Genomic DNA, 21000 nt, shown 5'->3' with positions numbered 1-21000 from the left:
TCTCATTCCCCCTTGTATAAACACGCAATCATCTGTTGTAATTCTTCAAGTGAAAGTTGCAACACTTTACTTTCATTCACAATTTCTTCAGCCTTACTTTCCAATAGACGTAGCCGCTGTTCTTTTAATAGTTCATTGTTTTCACGTGAAACATAAGTCCCTTTCCCAGCAACAGTTTCTATATATCCTTCTTTTTCAAGCTCCTCGTACGCACGCTTCGTTGTAATTACACTAATTTGTAATTCCTTCGCTAAGCTACGAATAGACGGTAATTGATCTCCACCCTTTAAACCACCATTTAAAATAAGCTGGCGTAATTGCTTCCTTATTTGCGCATAAATAGGGTCTTGGGAAGAATTTGAAATAATAATATTCATGTTTTCCTCCAGTGTGTATATACTGTATATACCTTATATATACAGTATATACACAACATCCTATTTTTTGGCAAGAAAAAAAAGACCAACATTTCCCTGTTGGTCTTTCGTATATGTATCACTTTTCAAAGCGATCTAACATTTCGTCTCTCATTCCGAAACTAACAACCGCTATTCCTACATACATAAAAAGAAGGAATGCCGGATGAACTGTATTGTACCAGCTGCTATCAACAATTAAATAAATCGTTAACGCCACAACAAGAACAAACGCTAAAATAAACATATAAAAGTGTCTTGTATTACCCATGATAAACTCCTCTCTGCTCTCTTCACCATTCAACAGTATATTGTATCGAATAATTCGATATGACTCAAGGTTAACTTTCTGTTATGTAATCAAGTTCTACCTTTACAATGTCCTCACACGCTATTGAAATGATTGTTCCTTGTTTATCAATCGCTGTCACTTCTCTATTATCCATTACACGGTGCGCTACTCTTTCTAGCACTTTTCCTTGGTCTCTGTAACAAAATTCTTTTACATCTTTAATTGTTTCTCCATTTTCTAAATGGTATACCATTCTATAGCATCGATATCCCACGCTTCCACCCCCGCCTTGCTCGTTTTTTCACATATACATAAAAATGAGTAATTTCTACCTCATCACATCTTCTTAATTTCAATAAAATTCTAACAAAAATAAATACTTTTATCAAACCGACTTTTTCAACAAAATCACCTATAAAACCGCATCTTTACAGCAATATGAAACAAAAAATATAAATTTTTAACATTTTTTTCATTCTATCCGCACCAATGTTGCAAAAAAAAGAACCCGCATATAGCGAGTTCTTTTTATTCCAATCACACTTGTACAGGTGCTAGCTTTTCATAACGTAAAACTGGTTTACGAGCAGCCAATGTTTCATCCAAACGTTTAATTACCGTTGTATGTGGCGCTTCTTGTACAACTTCTGGATTTTCTTCTACCTCTTTAGCAATTTGAATCATCTTATCAATGAAACCATCTAATGTTTCTTTTGATTCTGTTTCTGTTGGCTCAATCATAATACATTCTTCCACATTTAATGGGAAGTAAATTGTTGGTGGATGGTAACCGAAATCAAGCAGACGTTTTGCAATATCTAATGTACGTACACCAAGTTTCTTTTGACGACGACCTGATAATACAAATTCATGCTTGCAATGTCTATCGAACGGAAGATCATAGAATGGTGCTAATCTTCTCATCATATAGTTCGCATTTAATACAGCATACTCAGTTACTGCACGTAGTCCATCTGGACCCATAGAACGAATATATGTGTATGCACGAACGTTAATTCCGAAGTTACCATAGAATGGTTTCACACGCCCAATTGCTTCTGGACGATCATAGTTGAAGTGATAGCCATTTTCCGTTTTCTCTAAAATCGGTTTTGGTAAGTACGGAATTAAATCAGCTTTCACACCTACTGGACCAGAACCTGGGCCACCGCCGCCATGCGGACCTGTAAATGTTTTATGAAGGTTTAAATGCACAACGTCAAATCCCATATCTCCTGGGCGTGCTTGGCTTAATACAGCATTTAAGTTTGCACCATCATAGTATAATTTGCCGCCTGCGTTATGGACGATTTCTGCCATTTCTAAAATATTTTCTTCGAATAGGCCTAATGTATTTGGATTTGTTAACATAAGTGCTGCTGTTTCTTCGTTTACAACACGTTTTAAATCATCTAAGTCAACAAGACCATGTTCATTTGATTTCACCGTAATTGTTTCAAAACCAGCTACTGTTGCAGACGCCGGGTTTGTTCCATGAGCAGAGTCAGGAACAATTACTTTCGTACGGTTAAAGTCACCATTTGCTTCATGGTATGCACGAATCAACATTAAACCTGTCCATTCTCCGTGTGCACCAGCTGCTGGTTGTAATGTAACAGTATCCATACCTGTAATTTCAATTAAATGTTCTTGTAAATCGTACATTAATTCCATTGCACCTTGCACTGTTTTTTCATCTTGAAGTGGATGAATATTTGCAAAGCCTGCGAAGCGAGCTACGTTTTCATTAATTTTCGGATTATATTTCATCGTACAAGATCCAAGTGGGTAGAATCCAGAATCAACGCCGTGGTTACGGTTTGAAAGCGCTGTGTAATGGCGCATAATATCAAGTTCAGATACTTCTGGAAGCTCTGCATCTTCAACGCGAATATAATCGCTCTCAAATACATCTTCTAATTTCACTTCTTCTACATCTAATTTGGGTAAGCTATATCCTACGCGCCCTTCTTTAGTCACTTCAAAAATAAGTGCTTGGTCTTGGTTCTTCATTGGATAGCCCCCATTTCGTTTACAAGTGTGTCAATTTCCTCTTTTGTACGAAGCTCAGTTACTGCTACAAGCATATGATTTTCATGCTCTTTATAATCACGGCCTAGGTCGTAACCACCAATAATATTCTTTTGTATTAATACATCATTTATTTCTTTAACTGGACGTTTGCAATCTACAACAAATTCATTAAAGAATGGTCCAGCGAACGTTACAGTGAAGCCTTTCGCTTCGAATTGACGTTTTGCATATTGTGCTTTAGAAATATTTTGACGTGCCATATCTTTCACACCTTGTTTTCCAAGTGCCGTCATTGCAACTGATGCTGCTAATGCATTTAACGCTTGGTTTGAACAAATGTTAGACGTCGCTTTATCACGGCGAATATGCTGTTCACGTGCTTGTAACGTTAATACAAATCCACGTTTACCATCTGAATCTACAGTTTGTCCGACAAGACGTCCTGGAATTTTACGCATAAATGCTTTCGTTGTTGCAAAGTAACCACAATGAGGTCCACCAAACTGCGTTGGGATACCAAATGGCTGTGCATCACCGATTACAATATCAGCACCGAATTTCCCTGGCGGTGTTAATGCGCCTAATGATAATGGATTTGAAGAAACGATAAATAATGATTTTTGTTGATGAACGATTTTTTCGATATCAGCTAACTTTTCAACTTGTCCGAAGAAGTTTGGATATTGAACGATTACGCAAGCAACTGTATCATCTACTTCACTTTGTAATACGTCTAAATCTGTTACACCGTCTTTATGATCAATTTCAACAACTTCAAGATTTTGACCTTTTGCATATGTTTCAAGTACCGCTCTTGATTCTGGATGAACTGCCTTAGACACAAGAATTTTCTTTTTGCGTGTATGACCAGCTGCTAACATTGCCGCTTCAGCTAAAGCTGTACCTCCGTCATACATAGAAGAGTTTGCTACATCCATTCCTGTTAATTCACAAATCATTGTTTGGAACTCAAAAATTGCTTGTAATTCCCCTTGTGAAATTTCTGGTTGGTATGGTGTGTAAGCTGTATAAAATTCTGAACGAGAAATTACATGATCAACAATTACTGGAGCGTAATGATCGTATACACCTGCTCCTAAGAAAGAAGCGTATTCTTTTAAGTTCGCATTTTTGCTAGCCATTTGAGATAGCTCTTTTAAAAGCTCTGGCTCTGATTTTGCTTCTTTAATTTTTAAATCCCCTTTAAAACGAACACTCTCTGGAATATCAGAGAATAACTCATCAATCGTTTGAACGCCGATTGTTTGTAACATTTCTTTTTTGTCTTCTTCTGTCATTGGAAGATAACGATGCAACATGAAATCTACCCCTCTCCCCGTTACTTTGAACGTTTATAAAATGGTGTTGGAACAACTACTGCTTTGACGCGTTTATTACGAATTTCAATTTCTACTTCTGTATCAACTGTTGCGTATTTCACATCAATTAGTGCTAAACCAATGCTTTTCTTTAACGTTGGAGATTGTGTACCACTCGTTACTTCCCCGATTTTTTCTTCTCCTATAAATACAGGGTAATGCGTACGAGGAATACCGCGTTCGATTACTTCGATGCCGACTAACTTACGAGATGCACCGTTTTCTTTTTGCTCTTTTAACGTTTCTTTCCCAAAGAAATCTGCTTCTTTATTTGGTTTTACCGCAAAGCCAATTCCCGCTTCAATCGGTGTAATATCTTTTGATAACTCTTGTCCGTATAACGGAAGTGTTGCTTCGAAGCGAAGTGTATCACGAGCACCTAAGCCACATGGTTTTAACCCATCTTCTTCTCCAACTTCAAGAAGTTTCACCCAAAGTTTTGCAGCATCTTCACTCTTACAGTAAATTTCGAATCCATCTTCACCTGTATAACCTGTACGAGATACAAGTGCAGGAATTCCATCTACAAGAATATCGTTTTTAAATTTAAAGAACTTAATTTCTTTCAAATCTTCTGACACAACTTTTTGTAAAATGTCTTGTGCTTTTGGTCCTTGAATTGCAAGTTGCGCAACTTCACTAGAAACATTGACTACTTTTGCATCGCCAATTACATGACTTGCTAACCATTCGTAATCTTTCTCGATATTTGATGCATTGATTACTAATAAATAGTCTTCTTCACCACGTTTGTAGATTAATAAATCATCTACTGTGCCGCCATTTTCATAGCACATAGCTGTATATTGTGCGCCTCCTACCTTTAAGGTAGATACGTCATTTGTAACAACACGTTGTAAAAATGCTAAACTATCTACACCCTTTACCTCTACTTCTCCCATATGAGATACATCGAACAAACCTGCTTCTGTACGTACAGCTTCATGCTCTTCTTTAATGCTTGAAAATTGAACTGGTAATTCCCAACCACCGAAGTCGATTGTTTTCCCACCATACTTCGCGTATACATCAAATAACGGTGTACGTTGTAATGTAATCATGCTCTTTCCCCCTTATGCTCTGACAAATCAATAAAAGTTGCTTCCCATATCTAAACATTTTCATTCTGAAAAGATAAGGTTATACGGAATCTCAGTATTTTTTTTTATGAAAGCGTAAATAAAAAGTTACTTTCTTGGATAAAATACGAAAGATTCCACACATTTCACACCATTATCCTAACATCATTCGCTATATTTCATCAATATTCTAGCATAAAAAAAAATTTAGAATTTTTTATTCTTAATCATATTAAATACAGCTTTCGAGATTTAGTCCTAAATCATTGCCTATTCTTTAACTTTTAGTAATTGTGATAGTGCCTTATTACGAGGCTTATAATAAAGATTTTTAAAATAATCACTTTAGTTTATAAAAGGTGGGAGAGTCTTAATGAATGTCGATATTTCTGTAGATCGAACGTGGCAAAACAATTTTTTAAAAAGAATTGATGAAGATGGTCCTTGGACAAATTGGGATTTATATCATTTAGCTTATAAAACAGAGAAATCATTACTCGTTCCTACTTTTGATGGATTGCAAGCACCGAAACATTTATCACATTTCACGCCGCTTCCGCATCAATTAGAGGTTGCTCAAAATGTCATTGAACAAATGAATGGTAAAGCGATTCTAGCAGATGAAGTTGGACTTGGAAAAACGATTGAAGCTGGACTTATTTTAAAAGAATATATGGTTCGAGGACTTGTAAAAAAGGTACTCATTCTCGTTCCAGCTTCTCTCGTATCTCAGTGGGCGTATGAACTAAACACAAAATTTTTTATTCCTGCGGTCGCTCAAAAGAAAAGTTATTCTTGGGAACAAGCTGATGTGATTGTCTCATCAATTGACACTGCAAAACGTTCACCACATCGCGATATCGTTTTAAACCTAGAGTATGACCTTATTATTATCGATGAAGCACATAAACTAAAAAATAATAAAACAAAAAACTATGAATTTGCACAACGATTAAAAAAGAAGTTTTGTTTATTACTAACTGCAACTCCTGTTCAAAATAAAATTGATGAAATCTTCAACCTCGTTTCTTTATTAAAACCAGGTCATCTAGGCAATCAATCTAATTTTGAAGAATATTATGCTTCCAAAAATCGTTCCACTGAATCCGATGAAGATTTAAAAGCTCTTATCAATAAAGTAATGGTTCGAAATAGACGCCATAACACTGGCATTGATTGGCCGAAGAGACATGTACGAACAATCTTCGTTGAATTTAATGAAGAAGAACAAGCTTTGTATAATGAAATTGAAAATTGGCGTGAACAAAATGCCTTCACATCTGCTTTCTCATCCTTAACTTTAAAACGGGAAGCATGTAGTAGTCGTGAAGCTGTTTACTATTCATTAAAAAAACATGTAGAAAAACGGCAGAAAGAAAATGAGCATTACATAAAGGACCCGCATATTGATGTGCTGATGGATAAAATTAATCATATTCCGTTCAACTCCAAAGCAAATAAAGCACTAGAGCTTATAAAAGAAGTTGACGATAAAGTCATTATTTTCACTGAATATAGAGCTTCACAAATGTATTTACAATGGTTCTTACAACAACATGGCATTTCCTCTGTCCCATTTCGCGGTGGATTTAAGCGCGGGAAAAAAGATTGGATGAAGGAGCTTTTCCAAACTCATGCCCAAGTATTAATTGCGACCGAAGCTGGTGGTGAAGGAATTAACTTACAATTTTGTAGCCATATGATTAATTACGACTTACCGTGGAATCCAATGCGACTTGAGCAAAGGATTGGACGTATTCACCGTCTTGGACAAAAAAATGATGTTCATATTTATAACTTAGCAACAAAGCATACTGTTGAAGAGCACATTTTAAAACTACTATATGAAAAAATTAATTTATTTGAACGTGTAATTGGTGAACTCGATGAAATTTTAACGAGAATCAACATGAAAAATATTGATGCGCATATTCAAGAGATTTTCGCGCAGTCAAAAAGCGAAGGTGAAATTCGAATCAAGATGGAAAATTTAACATCTATTATCGATTTTGCGAAGCGCAATGAAGCAGAGGTGCAGGACTATGCAGCAAAATGAAATTCATAATTACTTATACAACTTTTTTGAGGCGAATAACTGCGAAATTTTAGAACGTTCCCCTCACCTGTTAGACGTGCAGTTAACAATTGAAATGGATAAATTATTAATGAACCGCCCATTCTATTGGCACTATCTTGAAAAAACAGGAGGCGTTCCGAACCCGATGCGCCTTACTCTTATTACAAATCCGGAAAACGAAGAAAACGGCGGTGAACTTATTCATTACGGTTCACCCCGTTTGCATCAAATATTTGAAACAACAAAAGAACTAGGTTCATACATACGTTTATATGAGGAAGTGAAACATAGCGGGGCAACTCATACCCCCCTTCATCCTTGGCTTGGTGTAAATATAAAAGTATCTTATCAATGCGACCGAAAAAAAGACATGCTTCATTCCATCGGTATTCATCTTATTTCCGGGACAATGATTGCAAACTTTCATGACACTTTAGCAGAGATCAAACTCACACCGAAAATACCTGATTTTTGTTTTACGCTCTCACCTATCATTAAGCCACAAAGTGGCTTACAACGTATAGAGGATGCTTTAAAAAGTATAATCGCTGAAGATGACCACACGTGGGCAAAAGAAGCGAGAGTGCGTTGGAATCACGATTTAGACCTTTTAAATCGATTTTACGAAGATAGCGATGAACTTCCAGAAAGCTATGAAATTGAAAAGCAAGCATTACAAGAACAATACGAACCACGCATTACAATACAAATTATAAACGGCGGTCTCTTTTATGTTACCGCAAATCATTTTCTATCTTAAAGAAAGCTCCTTCAACTATTGAAGGAGCTTTCTTTAAGATGTTTTTCCAGCCTATTCTCTATCGTCATTACGCTCTTGTTGTTTTTTCTTTGTCATACGTTTTTGATATGCACGATCCTTCGCGCTTACATGATTTGCATCAGTTGGAAGATTTTCTTTTGAACGACCAATTCCATTGCTCATCTTTTTCCCTCCTTTTTACACACTTCAAAATGCACCTTTATTTTCAGCTAAAAGCACAATCCTTATACAAAAAAATAAGAGTAGCAATTAGCTACTCCTACTCATTCACGTATTTTTGAAACATATCATGGATGCCTTGATTTACGAGGTTCGAGATCTGTTCGTCAGATTTATTCGGATAACGATCACGCAATCTGATAGATGCCTTCACCATTAAATTTTCTAATACAGAACGGCCACCTTCTCCATAAATAATTTCAGCATACTTAACAAGTCTTCCATCCTCTAATGTTGCTGGATTATGATTGAAGAAAAATTTACTCATTGTCTCCACCTCTCTTTTTGATAACGTTTACATTTATATAGATTATTTATGTTATTTATTTCACAATATTGTATGCATATATATTTAATTAGTTTCATTATAAAGCAACATATCAATAGTAAATATGTGATTTTCCGTCCATTTTGTGAACAAACCAAAAAATGAAAGCGTTTCCTTTATTATATACTAAAAAAACTTACTACGCTAGGGGCAATTTTTCAATCTACTAATCATCTACTTTTCTTTTTTTTATTAAACCTTATACAATTTTCAGAAATTATATTATAAAATATATGTATGACTTAAGGAGGATTTGTATGAATCAAAATAAAAAAGCTATATTAGATCTTGTCTTTTATCTCGTATTCCCATTCCTCATTTGGAAATTTGCAAAGCCTTATATCGATCCTTATTACGCAATGTTAATTTCCTCTGTTCCGGGGATTATTTATACACTGTATACCTTTAAAAAAGAAAAACAGTTTAACGTTACAGGGTTCTTTATTTTAATTACACTCATCTCTAATACAACGGTAGACTTAATATCTGGATCAGCGGAACGAATGCTATGGAATGATGCATATTATCATATCGTACTTGGCTGCATCGTTATATGTACAATCTTTATAAAAAAACCACTTATGTTATATTTCGCAGCGGACATTTCAGCACTCCAAGGTCATGATCGTGATAAAAGTCGTGAGCTTTATCGTGATAGTCGTATATATCCAGCCTTGCAATATTTAACACTATTTTTCGGTCTTCAATTTATATTAAAAAGCTTCTTGAAAATCTATTTCATCTCTGTTTTCGGTGTAGATGGATATGGTGAAATGAGAGCTATTATGACCGCTGTTGGCTGGGGCATTTCTATTTGTATCGGAATTGGATTTGTATGGGTAAACAATAAAATACATGCGGTTACTGAAGAAAAAGAATCTGTGCAATAAACAAAAATCCCCTAGCATCTTGTTATACTAGGGGATTTTTGTTTTGCTAAACATATTACGAAAAAGTTAGCTTGATTTTTTTCTTTTATTTTTTACATTTCGATAAAACAAAGCAGCGCTCAGTGGCATAACACCAAACCATTTATTTAAGAATGGCTCTTTCTCCGCACGACGTTGTTGTTTCTGTTGTTTTCGATCCTCTTTTGGAGCATCCATATATGACACAAACTGCTGCGTCACAAAGCGAACATAATCATTAGTAGACATATTATCATCACCTCTACTTGATTAGTATGTCCACTTTTTTATTCATTAATCTTTCCCTTTAATTCATTCATAATTTGCTTTACTGACTTATTTGTCGTGTCGATATGAATATCTGCTTCTTCATAATAAGCTCGGCGCGATTCAAATTTCGTCACAAATGCCTCTATATCTTTCTTCTGAAATAGTGGACGTGTCATATCTTCACGAAGCCTTTCTGCAATTACATGCGGATCACAATATAAATACACGACAGTTCCGTTCTCTTTCATCCACTTTCGATTTTCCACTCGCTCAATAATCCCTCCACCAGTTGTAATGATTACATTATGAACTGGTAGTGAACGTAACATCTCACTTTCATATTCCCGAAAAGTCATTTCTCCTTCTTCTGCAAAAATATTTCGAATTGTCTTCTCTTGCTTCTCTTCGATTTTTTGATCTGTATCTACAACATCCATTTGAAGTTCTTTACTTAACGCTTTTCCAATTGTTGTTTTCCCAGCTCCCATATAGCCGGTTATGTATATAGATTTCATTTTCTGTCCTCTCAATCGTCATGTATTAATTGTTATTATAACGAAAGATGCTACTTTGTTTAATAAAAAAACGTTTTGTTCTTCTTATACTATGAAGAACAAAACGTAATATACTCGCTTTTACTTATAAGTACCTCTTCTCACCCACTGCGTTGCAATCCATTTCTCACCTTTCGTTACAGGTGCCCCTCCATGTAACGTAAGCTCATTTAGTGATTGGTCTTGATAAAAATACTCAAAGTATACTGCCATTCCTTTTCTAGGGTGCACAGAAAGGTTTAATTTCGGGAAGAATGTTTCCCCGCCTTCTTCTACATCATTTAAGTACATCACAAGAGTACTGATACGATTATTAGCAGCTGATCTACTATGTTCCGCAAAATAATCATAGTGTGCTTTATATTGTTGATCCACTTCATAATTTAAAATGTGCAATCCTTCTCCATGCGCTACAGGAACATTCATGATAGATGAAATTCGTTTTTCAATCTTCGAAGTAAGTTCATTGTCTTCCAAAAATGCACCACTACTTGTCCGAATATCATTTACATCACGTGATGAACCAACTTTAGAACGTTCTATTTTATTTTTAGACATTTCAATTAATTCACCGCACTCTTCATCGCTTAATACATTTCCTAATACGACAATAAGTGGTTCTTCGAATTTTGAAATAATTTGTATTTCCCTATCTTCTGTCATAATCGCATTTCCTTTATGATCAAAAATAGTTTGTTCCTTATTTTCACCTATTTGATTGTTATTTGTCATTTCTTTATCTCCCTAGAAAAAATGATTGGATAGCATGAATATATCATATTCTTTCTACCTTTCTCTTTTTTGAGAAAATTTAAACTTTTGAACATCATTTTATCCTTTTCCATAAAGAAATTGACTCATTCCACAATAAGAATTAAGGGGTCTCTCCCCGTATTTTACATCTTATCCTTCTACCCAATCCAATATTTTATTATCCCTTTTCCTATAGCGAAAGCTCACCTTATAGAAAACTCTCTGTTTTGTAACACATTGCAACGAAATGATAATACCATCATTTTCAAAGACGTACTTCCCACTCACTTCTCCTCTTTCATACTGAAATAAAAAAACATCCTCTTTTTCTTTTTGCTGTAAGTCTTTTTTTATATCTGAAATAGCTCGATCAACAAGTTCCTCCATGAAAAAACTTTGTTCTATTTCAGAATAAAATTTTTTATCCGAAAGTAACATATTCGTTTCGTACATCAAAAAAGAAATGAATAAAATAAGAAAAATAATTGTTCCTGGCATTGCAAATCCATCTTGTTTTCTCATGTTTCTATCTCAATTTCACTATAGCGCACAGCCACGCCTTCATATATTTCACCACTTATATCTTTCACATATATATATAGCAACTGAGGTGTTAATTTATACGAAATCGCTTCAATCCTTTGCAATATAAATTCCCTTCCGCGCATATTTACTTTTCTTATTAAATTACTATTCACTTTTTCATATGTCACCTCATCACCATTACGAAGTTGGAAGCGCAAAATATTCCCACCATTTTCTAGCGCTATCTTCCTCCCACTTGATACTTCACGAAACTCTAATTGCATTTGTCCTAAAAACACATCCCACTCCCAGTCATTTAATCCTTTTGAATGTGTATTTTCTATCCCCATAATATGAAGACGTGGTAAAAGTAAAAAGAACATTGATAAAAGCAACAAACATGCAATCATTTCTATTAATGTAAATCCCACTTCTTTTTTATCTTTTCTCTGCATAAAGGCATTGCTCCATCGCTTTTCCTCTCGTATCTTTCCACATCGTACAAACTTCATCTCCTCTCCAATATGTGTAATATACAATTCCTTTTATGACTTGCTCTTTTACTCGCTTTTCCTCATTCTCATACTTAAATAAGGCCGCTTCTTTTTTTAATAATATTAATGCTTTATAGCTCATTTTTATATTTTTTCTTTCTTGCATAATTAATAATGTTTGCGGGAGCAATAACGATACCGCCATCATTATTAAACTTAACGCTACAACCATTTCAACCATTACTGATCCTTTTTGACACTTCACGATACGTAAATCTCCCTCTTCCAAGCTGAAATACAATCTCATATTTATACCCTCGATAGGAAAGTAAAATCGTACCACCTCTATTAATATTTCCGCTCGGATTATATGTCATTGGATTTGGAAAGGTATGCAAATCAATTTGGACATCTTTATCATATTCTCTCTTAGCAATTAAAAATCCGGTCTCCGATTCCGAGATATAATACATCTGTTTCTCTTTAAACCAGCGTAACGTATAATGTTTTTGACGCTTAATCGCTAACTGCTGCATATACAAAATATCATTTGAAAACTGCTTCAAAAAATGCTCGACTCTTTGTTTTTCATATAATGAAGTAACGTTAAAATGCGTAACAACACTCAGTACAGAAATAGCGAATAAGACAAGTAGCATTTCTAAAAGAGTAAAACCTTTTTGCTTCACGATTTCCCAGCTGATACCGTACCATCATCGGAAATATGGATGGGTTCACCTTTCGGGCAAGTTTTAGAAGTAATATACTTTCCTGTTTCAAGTTCCTCTATTGATGGAATCTTATTATGTTGCAAGTGATATGCTTGTATTTGTGCTTCTATAGATTTCACATAGGCTGCACATCCTTTTCCTTGGACGGATGAGCGCTGTGTAACTACATTTGGAATAATTAATAGTAATAATACAGTTATGACAACCATAACTAATAACATTTCTAAAAGAGTAAAACCCTCCTCATTCTGCATGTAAATGCCCCCTAAATAGAATTCATCATTTGAAACATCGGCATAATCATCGCTAAGTACATCAAAATGACTATAACCCCAAGACATGTAAATAAAATGGGTTGAATCACAAATAACATACGTTTAATTTTTTGTTCTACCTTTTCAATAATGAGCTCACTGTAATCACCAAGCTCATTTGCTAAGTTACCGTTTGCTTGTCCATGTGTAATGATATAAGAAAGTTCTTTCTCGTAATAACCGCTTTTATCAATAATAGATTGTAACGGTTCTCCTGCAATTAATTGCCGCTCAATTAGGGCTGCTTCATACTGAAAGAACGGATGATACTTTTGCTTCATCATTATTGTTAATGCTTCGTGTATCGACAATCCACCGTGTAATAAACCACTTAATTGAGCGGAAAAATAATGCGAATGATTTAAAATAAGAAATGTTTTCATAAGGGGGATACGGATCATAATCTTTACCTTTTGAGTAGGCGGAAGTTTTCGGAAATAAAATATATATAAACTAAATCCCGTTATAACGATAAGAAAAATGATATAAATGAAGTAGGGTAATAATTTAATTGCGACTAAAATTTGCTCCGTAAGTGGTGGTGCTGTAGAACGTAAAGAACTATACATCATTTCAAACTGAGGCAATAAAATGATGTTAAAGACAAACAGCATAATCATTAAAAAAAAGGTTAAAAACATAGGATACCGCATTACTTTCATCATATCTTTCCTATACTTATCCTTCTTATAAAGAAGCACACTCCCTTGTTGTAAAGCAAAAGAAATGTCACCGTGTCGCTCTGCATAAAATAAATAACTTAGCATCTCCGGATGAAACATTAATTGATGAAAAGAAGCATGCAAACTTTGTCCATTTTTCAATCCCTCAATCATACGCTGTAACTGTAATTTCTTTCCTACTGGTAATTGGAACTGCAAAAATTCTAATGCCTGTAAAAGTGAGTAACCTTTCTCTAATAACCCCCCTAGCCTTTTCAACAATAATACTTGATCACTTAAGCTCCATTTTCTCTTAAACATAAATATCTTCTTCTAAAAAACCTAAAGCATATCCTTTTCGCACTGATGCTTCCAATGTTTCATAGTGATACGTAACATGTTCTCCGCTTGCTTCTTTAATCGCTTGTTTTAATTCATATCCATATAACAGTTCATAAATACTCGCCTGCCTTACTTGCCTCATTGATTTACATAAAGTTGAACACTTCCCTCTGCAAAACGGACATTTTAATTCGACGAGCCGCTGAGCAGCTACAGCCAATAATGATTGTTCAATTTCTTGCCTTGTAATACCATAATCCATAAATCGTAATATCGCCCCTTTCGCATCATTTGTATGCAACGTCGTCATTACTAAATGACCTGTCAAACTTGCTCTTACAGCTACTTTTGCTGTTTCTTCATCACGGATTTCACCAACTAATATAATATCTGGGTCATGACGTAAAATAGCCTTTAATCCGGTCTCATATGTGATACCTGCTTTTTCATTAATTTGAATTTGTAATAAACCGTCCTTTCTTCTCTCAACTGGATCTTCAAGTGTAACGATGCGACGTGTTTGCCCTTTTCTAGCTACTTCTAATAACGCATACATTGTTGTTGTTTTTCCAGAACCAGTCGGCCCAGTAAATACGAGTAATCCATGAGAATGCTTTAAAAAAGAGAGTAATTTTTCCGCTGAGCTTGGAAATAACGAAAGATGAGACAATGGCTGAACAGATGCTTGTAAATGGAGGCGAATAACGAGACTTTCTTGATATACTGTTGGAAGTGTTGAAAGGCGTAAATACACTTCTTGTCCATCAATTTGTAAGTACAACGAACCATTTTGAGGTTTTCTCCTCTCTCCTATATCCATTGATGCTAAAAACTTAAAGTGCGAAACAAGCTTTTTTCCAAATTCCTTTTCAATACACCGTTTCGTAATTAAATCTTTCCCTATACGTAATTGAATCGCCACATCCTTCTGCCTGGGCACAATATGTAAGTCCGATGCTTGCACCCCACAAGCTTCTTTCATAATCGTATTCGCAAAAAGCTCGATACCATTCATCAAATTTCCCTCCTCACCATGTATATATCATGAAGAACTGGAAAAGAAAAATTAGGACTTTTGTATTTTCACTAGGATAAAAAGGGAAAATATGTTTGTGAAATTATGAACAATTTCCGAATTATTGTCTGAAATTACCTATATGTATGTTTATCTGTATTATAATGTTAATATCTTGGATAAAGTGATAAAGGTGGAGATCCTAATGGAACAAGCTTTAAAAATTACAGGTGTATTATCTGACCCTACTCGTTATTACATTTATAAATATATTTCGCAAAAACATAATTACGTAACTGTACAAGAAATTGCAGATGAGTTTAACATTCATCCAAACGTAGCGCGTTTACATTTATCTAAATTAGAAGATGTTAATATGCTCAAATCAGAAACAAAAAAAACTGGGAAAGGCGGCAGACCAAGCAGACTATACGTCTTGTCTCAAGATGTCATCCAGTTACAATTCCCATTTCGCGATTATCAATTATTAGCGCAGATAGCATTTAATTCACTGCTAAGCTTAGGTAGCGCTGGTGAAAAAGCGCTATATGAAACAGGGAAACAATTCGGCAAAGAATTAATGCAACAACATATGCATCGCTTAAATGTAAGTGCAGAAGCATTGACGATAGAACAAAAAATGCAAATCGCAAAAGAAGCATTCTCAACAGCTGGTTTATCTCCTGCTTTTGAAATAAGTACGGATGGTACAAAAATTTTCTATGATGTACACAATTGCCCATTTAAAGAAGTTGCTGTTCATCATCCAACTGAAATTTGTAATATGCACGGTGATATGATGAAGGGGATTTTTGAAATCCTATTCCCGAACGCGGAATTAACACGAAATGATAGCCTACTAGACGGATGTAAATCTTGTAACTATAAAGTGCAAATTTAATTTTCTATCTTATAAGAAGTCAATTATTGTAATTGGCTTCTTCTCTTTTATATGAATGAATATTTACAATAGTTAGAAAAATAAACTATAATGAAAAGAGGTTTTACTTTTTTAGAAAAGGAGGGAGATGGCATGGAGCGCATGTTTCGCGTTCTCGGCTTTTGGACTGGAATTTTCTCGGTTATGTTTTACGTAGGGGATATGCATTCGACCGCACTACTATTTTTAGGACAAACAGGATTCTTCGTACTTTTAAGTTATTTAAAATTAACAGAGCGTATGTATATATACGTATTCGGGGCATATTTAACCGTTTTCTTCATCGGATTTACATGGTACACAACATTTTTACTTGTCCCTGGAGCTGGGCATTAAGAGATGGCAAATTGCCATCTTTTTTTTAATCCCGCAATTCCCTAGTTGACTTATAGGTTTTATTACCTTATATTCTATATAACACATTGGAATTAGGGGGAATCAACATGAATACACTGCTTGTCGGAATTAACGTTGCAGTCATGCTCATTTTAGTTGGCGTATTATATTATATGCAACGTAAGCATGTATCTTTTAATAAACGTGTATTTACTGCTTTAGGAGTCGGAATTATATTCGGTCTTATATTACAATTTATTTATGAGCCTACTTCTAAAGTAATTATTGAATCAAATACCTGGTTTAGTTTAATTGGTAACGGTTATGTGAAATTACTTCAAATGATCGTTATGCCACTTATTTTAGTATCTATTATTTCAGCATTTACAAAATTACAATTAACGAAAAATCTTGGTAAAATCAGTGGTCTTATTATCGGAATTTTAATTCTTACTACAGGAATTGCTGCAGCTGTCGGTATAGCTGCAAGCGCGGGATTTGATGTATCAGCAACAGGATTACAACAAGGTGATGCAGAATCTGCTCGTCTGAAATTAGTAGAAGAAAGATTTACTTCTATTGAGAAGACAACAATTCCAGACAAATTATTAGAACTGTTGCCTACAAATCCGTTTCTTGATTTAACAGGTGCTCGTCCAACATCAACAATTTCTGTTGTAATATTTGCCGCATTTATCGGTATTTCCTTTATAGGTGTAAAACGAAAATATCCAGAACAAGCAGAGCTATTTAAGAAGATGCTTGATGCTGTATATGCAATCGTAATGCGTATGGTAACATTAATTTTACGTCTTACTCCATACGGCGTATTAGCTCTTATGGCAAAAACAGTTGCTGGTAGCGATATTAATGCTATTTTAAAACTTGGTAACTTCGTGTTAGCGTCTTACGTAGCACTTATCGTAATGTTTATTATTCACTTATTATTAATCGCGCTATCTGGTTTAAATCCAATTCAGTATTTGAAAAAGGTGTTCCCTGTATTAACATTTGCATTCACATCTCGCTCTAGTGCTGGTGCAATGCCATTAAATATTGAAGCACAAAAAGAAAAGCTTGGTATTTCTGAAGGAATCGCAAACTTCGCAGCATCATTTGGGGTATCAATCGGTCAAAATGGTTGCGCAGGTATTTACCCAGCAATGCTTGCTATGATGGTCGCTCCAACTGTAGGAATCGATCCATTACAACCACAATTTATTTTAACTTTAATCGCTGTCGTTGCTATTAGCTCATTCGGTGTTGCTGGCGTTGGTGGCGGCGCAACATTCGCAGCGCTAATCGTACTATCTACAATGAACTTACCAATCGGCATTGTCGCTCTTGTTATCTCGGTTGAACCATTAATCGATATGGGTCGTACAGCTCTTAACGTAAGTGGTTCTATGACAGCAGGTCTTATTTCTAGTAAATGGCTTGGTGAATTAGATCAAGATACGTACAATCAAGACGATGTAAAAACTGGTGAAATTGCTTCATAATGAAAAGAACGCTAACAAAAATGTTAGCGTCCTTTTTCATTTCTCTCCATCTTCCTCTTTATTTTTTAAACACAGGGCATAACATATTGTCTCAAACACTATGAATAAAGCTCTACCGATTACTTCAGCCATGTTAAAAACACCACCTGTATATTAGAATAGATAATTATAAATAAATTATATATCCTTTCTGACTTTTATAAAAATTACATTTTTGTAATGTTTTACATTAAAATCCAAACTTTATTCTTCTACCAAAAACTCTTCTAGTTGCTCTTTTAACTCTTCCTCAATCTCATAGTAAGATTCCTCAACTAGTTCCCCTATTTTCTTACTCCCCCAAATCCGTGATTGAATTTGCATTCCTAAAAAGAGTCTTTCGCATTTCCAAATTGGAATATTGTGAAACCCAATCATCTCTTGTTCTTCATCTAATATAGCTATCGCAACTGATGAATAATAACCCATCTCAAAGGGATTTTCTTTGTCTCTTACAAATCCCATATCTAATTCCATGTTTTTTTCTATGTATAAATGCGAATGCTCTTTATACAGTTTAAATGATATTCGCTCTATTTCCTTTTCCATACATTGAATTTTCTCTTTCAATTCCAATGTGAAATCTTGTTCTTTATACTTCATTTCCGCCTCCTTACACATAGAAAAAGAGAATACAATAACATATTCTCTTTTCTCAAATATACTTCATTATCTCACAGCCCGTCCCTTTCACAAATAACCATTCTGCTCGCACCATTTATGAAATTGTCCTACATCTACTCCAACTAAAACGATATCCTTTAGCTCTACATCAATACTTTGTTCCCCAATTACAATAGCAAAGTGGGGTTCTAATTGTTTTTCATTTTTCTTTACAGTTCCAATTCGGTTCCGATGCGGCCCATCTTTTATATATGCTTTTTGTCCTACAATATCAAAGTTCAAGATTCTCACCTCTTTTACTGCGCTCAAATTGGAAATACAATCTCCACCTCGGAAAATTTCCTTTCATTGCACTATTTCTCTATATATATGACGAAACAATAAAAGAGTCCTTCCTTCTTTACAATTATTTTTTCTTTGTTTCATTTTTATGATTAAAACGTAAAGTTTATAATAAAATACACTTGGAAGCGCTTTCTACGTAATTTTTTATGTTATAATATAAAAGTAGAACTTCGTAAAGAGGGTTAAAAAATGAATACAAATATGATTAACAAAGTAATTGAAGCATTAAAAGTATATGGCTTTCAGGATGTATCATTCTGTGAAGAAACGAAGCAATTTTTATTTCATAACGAAACCGATATTATGAGCGGCTATGCAAAAATAACATATAGTAGTCAATTCGAAAAATTTAACGTACAAATTCATCCAATTGAAACGCATCACCAAGCAGAGTTACAAGAGGTTGAAAGACATATACAAGCTTGCATACGAAAAGTAGAGTATTTAAATGCACTTCTTACTGGACAAACAAAGCTAGATGATAAAATTATTATTATGTAAAAAAAGAACGTGATATCCTCACGTTCTTTTTCTTTATATGTTCATCTTTTCTTTCAGTTGTAATCCTGTAACGGATTGTAATACATCCATTACCTCTCCAAAAGTCATATCAAAAATCGTTTTATCTTCTATGTACGGGAATTGTTTAAAACGCTTTTCTAACATTTTCACCGCATCTGATGTGAAATTTGCGCTATCAATGCCAAATTCTGTTTCAAGAAGCACGATCCAATCTAACACGTGAAAACCTAATCCATTTACGAATGAAATCAGTTTTTCTTCTGGCTGTGAAGCTAAGAATACGTTTCGCTCCATCTCACTAAAAAGTTCTTCTCCTAAAATTCCTGCTAACTCATCATCATGTTCGCGTTCAACAATCTCTTCATAACCGTAATCATCAACAAGCTCTTCTACTTCTTCACTATCTGCAAAAAGTAATTGACTACGAATTGCATCTTTCTTAAATTCACTGTTTTGTACAACTTCTAAAAAACTTGTTTCCCATCCATTTTCTAATTTCATATTTATAGCTCCTTTATATGCTTTACTTATAATAACTGTGCCCAAAATAGCCTAATGGTAACCTTCACTCTTTTTTTGCAAGAAATATTTCTCGCTACATTCCCACGTCTAGCATTCCACTTTATTCAATATATATGAGACAAGCCCCTCAATTTCTCCTTCGAAAATATCAACTTCTCGTAAATGGTAGAATGTAGTTTGCAACTCATTGCCCTTGTGATATATATAAATTTTCTTTTTTAAAGCAATTGCCATCCCTAATTCTGTATGACTTCCATTCCCACCCTCTAGTATGAGCAAGAAAACATCAGCTTCTCGTATCGCTTCTTGTTCTTCTTCACCAATCTTTTGCAATTGTTCTCTATTGGTTGCTCTTTCATTTTTCGTCCAATCATATGTATGCTGCCATCCCACTTCTTTCAACTGGCTTGATATGAAACGAACAAGATGTTTATTTTGAAATCCTGAAGCAATATAAAATTTCATTTATATCCACTCCTTCAATATGTATGGGGAAACTCCTTTTTTAACGTTAATGGGATTTTCTCCAAAAAAATCCCCATCTTTAGAACTTATTTGCGTTTCAATGATGGGGTGCCTCATGATCTTCTTTTATTTTTTGTTTTTTATAACTTTCATCAGCTAACATTTCTAGTTCAGCCGTTATTTCTGATTTTTCAAGCTCTCGTTCTTGTGAAAATTTCCGTGAAATATAAACAATAACACTACCAACGTACAACACAAAGCATATAATAAGTGCAGTATTTTCATAGAGACTTAGCTCCAACACAGTCACTCCTAATCCATTCGTATTTTCACGCTTAATCAATTAGAATTTTCCTATTAACCATTTGTTATCCCGCATTAACGGGCAGTAAGACCCCCACCTCAAAATTCAGCAAAAGCAAAGAAGTTAGAGGTGGGATTAACTGCCCGTAAAAGCCCGATTGGTTCAACTAATAATCAGTGGGGGATGAACCCCCCACTGATTAAAGTTTCACTTTATTGTAACATAAAA

General features: G+C 34.7%; 30 protein-coding genes and 1 pseudogene. 8 read left to right on the top strand and 23 right to left on the bottom strand.

Annotated elements, in window-relative coordinates; translation table 11 throughout:
• Positions 1 to 2: 2 nt before the first annotated feature.
• The 6 genes from ACFVQC_RS03435 to gcvT all read right to left on the bottom strand — a co-directional run bounded on the left by ACFVQC_RS03435 (position 3) and on the right by gcvT (position 5182).
• Positions 3 to 377, bottom strand: a complete 375-nt coding sequence (locus ACFVQC_RS03435) for a GntR family transcriptional regulator (RefSeq protein ID WP_377889239.1) — start codon at positions 375 to 377, stop codon at positions 3 to 5.
• Positions 378 to 495: 118 nt separating this feature from the next.
• Positions 496 to 687, bottom strand: coding sequence for a hypothetical protein (locus ACFVQC_RS03430; protein ID WP_002088608.1), 192 nt, complete (start codon positions 685 to 687; stop codon positions 496 to 498).
• A gap of 70 nt (positions 688 to 757) precedes the next feature.
• On the bottom strand, positions 758 to 961 hold the full coding sequence (locus tag ACFVQC_RS03425) for a DUF3929 family protein (RefSeq protein ID WP_000262495.1): 204 nt from the start codon (positions 959 to 961) through the stop codon (positions 758 to 760).
• Positions 962 to 1245: 284 nt separating this feature from the next.
• Positions 1246 to 2721, bottom strand: a complete 1476-nt coding sequence (gene gcvPB / locus ACFVQC_RS03420) for an aminomethyl-transferring glycine dehydrogenase subunit 2 (protein ID WP_002122485.1) — start codon at positions 2719 to 2721, stop codon at positions 1246 to 1248.
• Positions 2718 to 4061, bottom strand: coding sequence for an aminomethyl-transferring glycine dehydrogenase subunit 1 (gcvPA, locus tag ACFVQC_RS03415; RefSeq protein ID WP_377889243.1), 1344 nt, complete (start codon positions 4059 to 4061; stop codon positions 2718 to 2720). Before gcvPA ends, gcvPB begins: the two co-directional genes overlap by 4 nt.
• Before the next feature lie 20 nt (positions 4062 to 4081).
• Complete coding sequence (gene gcvT, locus ACFVQC_RS03410) at positions 4082 to 5182, bottom strand: glycine cleavage system aminomethyltransferase GcvT (protein WP_002111803.1); 1101 nt, start codon at positions 5180 to 5182, stop codon at positions 4082 to 4084.
• Positions 5183 to 5573: 391 nt separating this feature from the next.
• On the opposite strand from gcvT, the gene ACFVQC_RS03405 reads away from it, so the two are divergent.
• Together ACFVQC_RS03405 and ACFVQC_RS03400 are read left to right on the top strand one after the other, a co-directional pair.
• Positions 5574 to 7256, top strand: a complete 1683-nt coding sequence (locus tag ACFVQC_RS03405) for a DEAD/DEAH box helicase (protein ID WP_002160498.1) — start codon at positions 5574 to 5576, stop codon at positions 7254 to 7256.
• Positions 7243 to 8037 (top strand): YqhG family protein, encoded by a 795-nt coding sequence (locus ACFVQC_RS03400; protein ID WP_377897418.1) that lies wholly within the window; start codon positions 7243 to 7245, stop codon positions 8035 to 8037. Before ACFVQC_RS03405 ends, ACFVQC_RS03400 begins: the two co-directional genes overlap by 14 nt.
• A 51-nt stretch (positions 8038 to 8088) precedes the next feature.
• Here the strand turns inward: ACFVQC_RS03400 and ACFVQC_RS03395 are convergent, their stop codons facing one another.
• Together ACFVQC_RS03395 and ACFVQC_RS03390 are read right to left on the bottom strand one after the other, a co-directional pair.
• A complete protein-coding gene (locus ACFVQC_RS03395) occupies positions 8089 to 8220 on the bottom strand; it encodes a hypothetical protein (RefSeq protein ID WP_377889248.1) in 132 nt (43 codons plus the stop codon).
• A 97-nt stretch (positions 8221 to 8317) separates the two neighbouring features.
• Complete coding sequence (locus tag ACFVQC_RS03390; RefSeq protein WP_000032698.1) at positions 8318 to 8545, bottom strand: hypothetical protein; 228 nt, start codon at positions 8543 to 8545, stop codon at positions 8318 to 8320.
• A gap of 72 nt (positions 8546 to 8617) precedes the next feature.
• Here ACFVQC_RS03390 and ACFVQC_RS03385 point away from each other — a divergent pair.
• Both ACFVQC_RS03385 and ACFVQC_RS03380 read left to right on the top strand, forming a co-directional pair.
• Positions 8618 to 8735: pseudogene (locus ACFVQC_RS03385) on the top strand (GTP pyrophosphokinase).
• 127 nt (positions 8736 to 8862) lie between these two features.
• Positions 8863 to 9495, top strand: a complete 633-nt coding sequence (locus ACFVQC_RS03380; RefSeq protein WP_215586842.1) for a VC0807 family protein — start codon at positions 8863 to 8865, stop codon at positions 9493 to 9495.
• 66 nt (positions 9496 to 9561) lie between these two features.
• On the opposite strand, the gene ACFVQC_RS03375 is transcribed toward ACFVQC_RS03380, so the two are convergent.
• The 10 genes from ACFVQC_RS03375 to comGA all read right to left on the bottom strand — a co-directional run bounded on the left by ACFVQC_RS03375 (position 9562) and on the right by comGA (position 15173).
• Entirely contained in the window at positions 9562 to 9762 is a 201-nt protein-coding gene (locus ACFVQC_RS03375; RefSeq protein ID WP_002015009.1) for a YqzE family protein, read from the bottom strand.
• A gap of 38 nt (positions 9763 to 9800) precedes the next feature.
• The gene (locus tag ACFVQC_RS03370) at positions 9801 to 10298 is read right to left on the bottom strand and encodes a shikimate kinase (RefSeq protein ID WP_377889251.1); all 498 of its coding nucleotides are present in this window, start codon (positions 10296 to 10298) and stop codon (positions 9801 to 9803) included.
• A gap of 120 nt (positions 10299 to 10418) precedes the next feature.
• Positions 10419 to 11069 (bottom strand): 2OG-Fe(II) oxygenase, encoded by a 651-nt coding sequence (locus ACFVQC_RS03365; RefSeq protein ID WP_377897417.1) that lies wholly within the window; start codon positions 11067 to 11069, stop codon positions 10419 to 10421.
• A gap of 171 nt (positions 11070 to 11240) precedes the next feature.
• Positions 11241 to 11612, bottom strand: coding sequence for a competence type IV pilus minor pilin ComGG (gene comGG / locus ACFVQC_RS03360; protein WP_377889255.1), 372 nt, complete (start codon positions 11610 to 11612; stop codon positions 11241 to 11243).
• Positions 11609 to 12070 carry a competence type IV pilus minor pilin ComGF gene (gene comGF / locus ACFVQC_RS03355; RefSeq protein ID WP_377889257.1) on the bottom strand — a complete coding sequence of 154 codons (462 nt, stop codon included), beginning with the start codon at positions 12068 to 12070 and terminating at the stop codon, positions 11609 to 11611. The genes comGG and comGF overlap by 4 nt, the downstream gene beginning before the upstream one ends.
• The gene (locus tag ACFVQC_RS03350) at positions 12054 to 12350 is read right to left on the bottom strand and encodes a type II secretion system protein (RefSeq protein ID WP_377889483.1); all 297 of its coding nucleotides are present in this window, start codon (positions 12348 to 12350) and stop codon (positions 12054 to 12056) included. Before ACFVQC_RS03350 ends, comGF begins: the two co-directional genes overlap by 17 nt.
• Entirely contained in the window at positions 12343 to 12798 is a 456-nt protein-coding gene (gene comGD / locus ACFVQC_RS03345; RefSeq protein WP_377889259.1) for a competence type IV pilus minor pilin ComGD, read from the bottom strand. The genes ACFVQC_RS03350 and comGD overlap by 8 nt, the downstream gene beginning before the upstream one ends.
• A complete protein-coding gene (gene comGC, locus ACFVQC_RS03340) occupies positions 12795 to 13094 on the bottom strand; it encodes a competence type IV pilus major pilin ComGC (protein WP_002088623.1) in 300 nt (99 codons plus the stop codon). The genes comGD and comGC overlap by 4 nt, the downstream gene beginning before the upstream one ends.
• Positions 13095 to 13105: 11 nt before the next feature.
• Complete coding sequence (comGB, locus tag ACFVQC_RS03335) at positions 13106 to 14143, bottom strand: competence type IV pilus assembly protein ComGB (protein WP_377889485.1); 1038 nt, start codon at positions 14141 to 14143, stop codon at positions 13106 to 13108.
• Positions 14130 to 15173 carry a competence type IV pilus ATPase ComGA gene (comGA, locus tag ACFVQC_RS03330; protein WP_219920191.1) on the bottom strand — a complete coding sequence of 348 codons (1044 nt, stop codon included), beginning with the start codon at positions 15171 to 15173 and terminating at the stop codon, positions 14130 to 14132. Before comGA ends, comGB begins: the two co-directional genes overlap by 14 nt.
• A gap of 205 nt (positions 15174 to 15378) precedes the next feature.
• Here comGA and ACFVQC_RS03325 point away from each other — a divergent pair, with 205 nt between their 5' ends.
• The 3 genes from ACFVQC_RS03325 to ACFVQC_RS03315 all read left to right on the top strand — a co-directional run bounded on the left by ACFVQC_RS03325 (position 15379) and on the right by ACFVQC_RS03315 (position 17951).
• Positions 15379 to 16074 (top strand): helix-turn-helix transcriptional regulator, encoded by a 696-nt coding sequence (locus ACFVQC_RS03325; protein ID WP_002067110.1) that lies wholly within the window; start codon positions 15379 to 15381, stop codon positions 16072 to 16074.
• Positions 16075 to 16206: 132 nt separating this feature from the next.
• Complete coding sequence (locus ACFVQC_RS03320) at positions 16207 to 16449, top strand: DUF2626 domain-containing protein (RefSeq protein WP_002015110.1); 243 nt, start codon at positions 16207 to 16209, stop codon at positions 16447 to 16449.
• A 107-nt stretch (positions 16450 to 16556) separates the two neighbouring features.
• Positions 16557 to 17951 (top strand): L-cystine transporter, encoded by a 1395-nt coding sequence (locus ACFVQC_RS03315; protein WP_016096111.1) that lies wholly within the window; start codon positions 16557 to 16559, stop codon positions 17949 to 17951.
• Between the two features lie 243 nt (positions 17952 to 18194).
• On the opposite strand, the gene ACFVQC_RS03310 is transcribed toward ACFVQC_RS03315, so the two are convergent.
• Positions 18195 to 18593 (bottom strand): hypothetical protein, encoded by a 399-nt coding sequence (locus ACFVQC_RS03310; RefSeq protein WP_377889263.1) that lies wholly within the window; start codon positions 18591 to 18593, stop codon positions 18195 to 18197.
• An 87-nt stretch (positions 18594 to 18680) separates the two neighbouring features.
• Positions 18681 to 18896 (bottom strand): DUF3912 family protein, encoded by a 216-nt coding sequence (locus tag ACFVQC_RS03305; protein WP_377889265.1) that lies wholly within the window; start codon positions 18894 to 18896, stop codon positions 18681 to 18683.
• Between the two features lie 252 nt (positions 18897 to 19148).
• Between ACFVQC_RS03305 and ACFVQC_RS03300 the strand changes: the two genes are divergently transcribed.
• Complete coding sequence (locus ACFVQC_RS03300; protein ID WP_377889267.1) at positions 19149 to 19460, top strand: hypothetical protein; 312 nt, start codon at positions 19149 to 19151, stop codon at positions 19458 to 19460.
• 33 nt (positions 19461 to 19493) lie between these two features.
• Here ACFVQC_RS03300 and ACFVQC_RS03295 read toward each other — a convergent pair whose 3' ends face one another.
• From ACFVQC_RS03295 to ACFVQC_RS03285, 3 genes are all read right to left on the bottom strand, one after another.
• The gene (locus ACFVQC_RS03295; protein ID WP_377889268.1) at positions 19494 to 19982 is read right to left on the bottom strand and encodes a hypothetical protein; all 489 of its coding nucleotides are present in this window, start codon (positions 19980 to 19982) and stop codon (positions 19494 to 19496) included.
• Positions 19983 to 20090: 108 nt separating this feature from the next.
• Entirely contained in the window at positions 20091 to 20468 is a 378-nt protein-coding gene (locus tag ACFVQC_RS03290) for a nucleoside 2-deoxyribosyltransferase (RefSeq protein WP_377897416.1), read from the bottom strand.
• Between the two features lie 97 nt (positions 20469 to 20565).
• Positions 20566 to 20808 carry a DUF3966 domain-containing protein gene (locus ACFVQC_RS03285; RefSeq protein WP_085960924.1) on the bottom strand — a complete coding sequence of 81 codons (243 nt, stop codon included), beginning with the start codon at positions 20806 to 20808 and terminating at the stop codon, positions 20566 to 20568.
• Between the last annotated feature and the right edge of the window lie 192 nt (positions 20809 to 21000).

Origin of the sequence: Bacillus sp. NPDC057893, assembly GCF_042796455.1 — a bacterium.
In the GTDB taxonomy this organism is placed as follows: domain Bacteria; phylum Bacillota; class Bacilli; order Bacillales; family Bacillaceae_G; genus Bacillus_A.
This window is presented reverse-complemented; position numbering and strand designations above follow the sequence as displayed.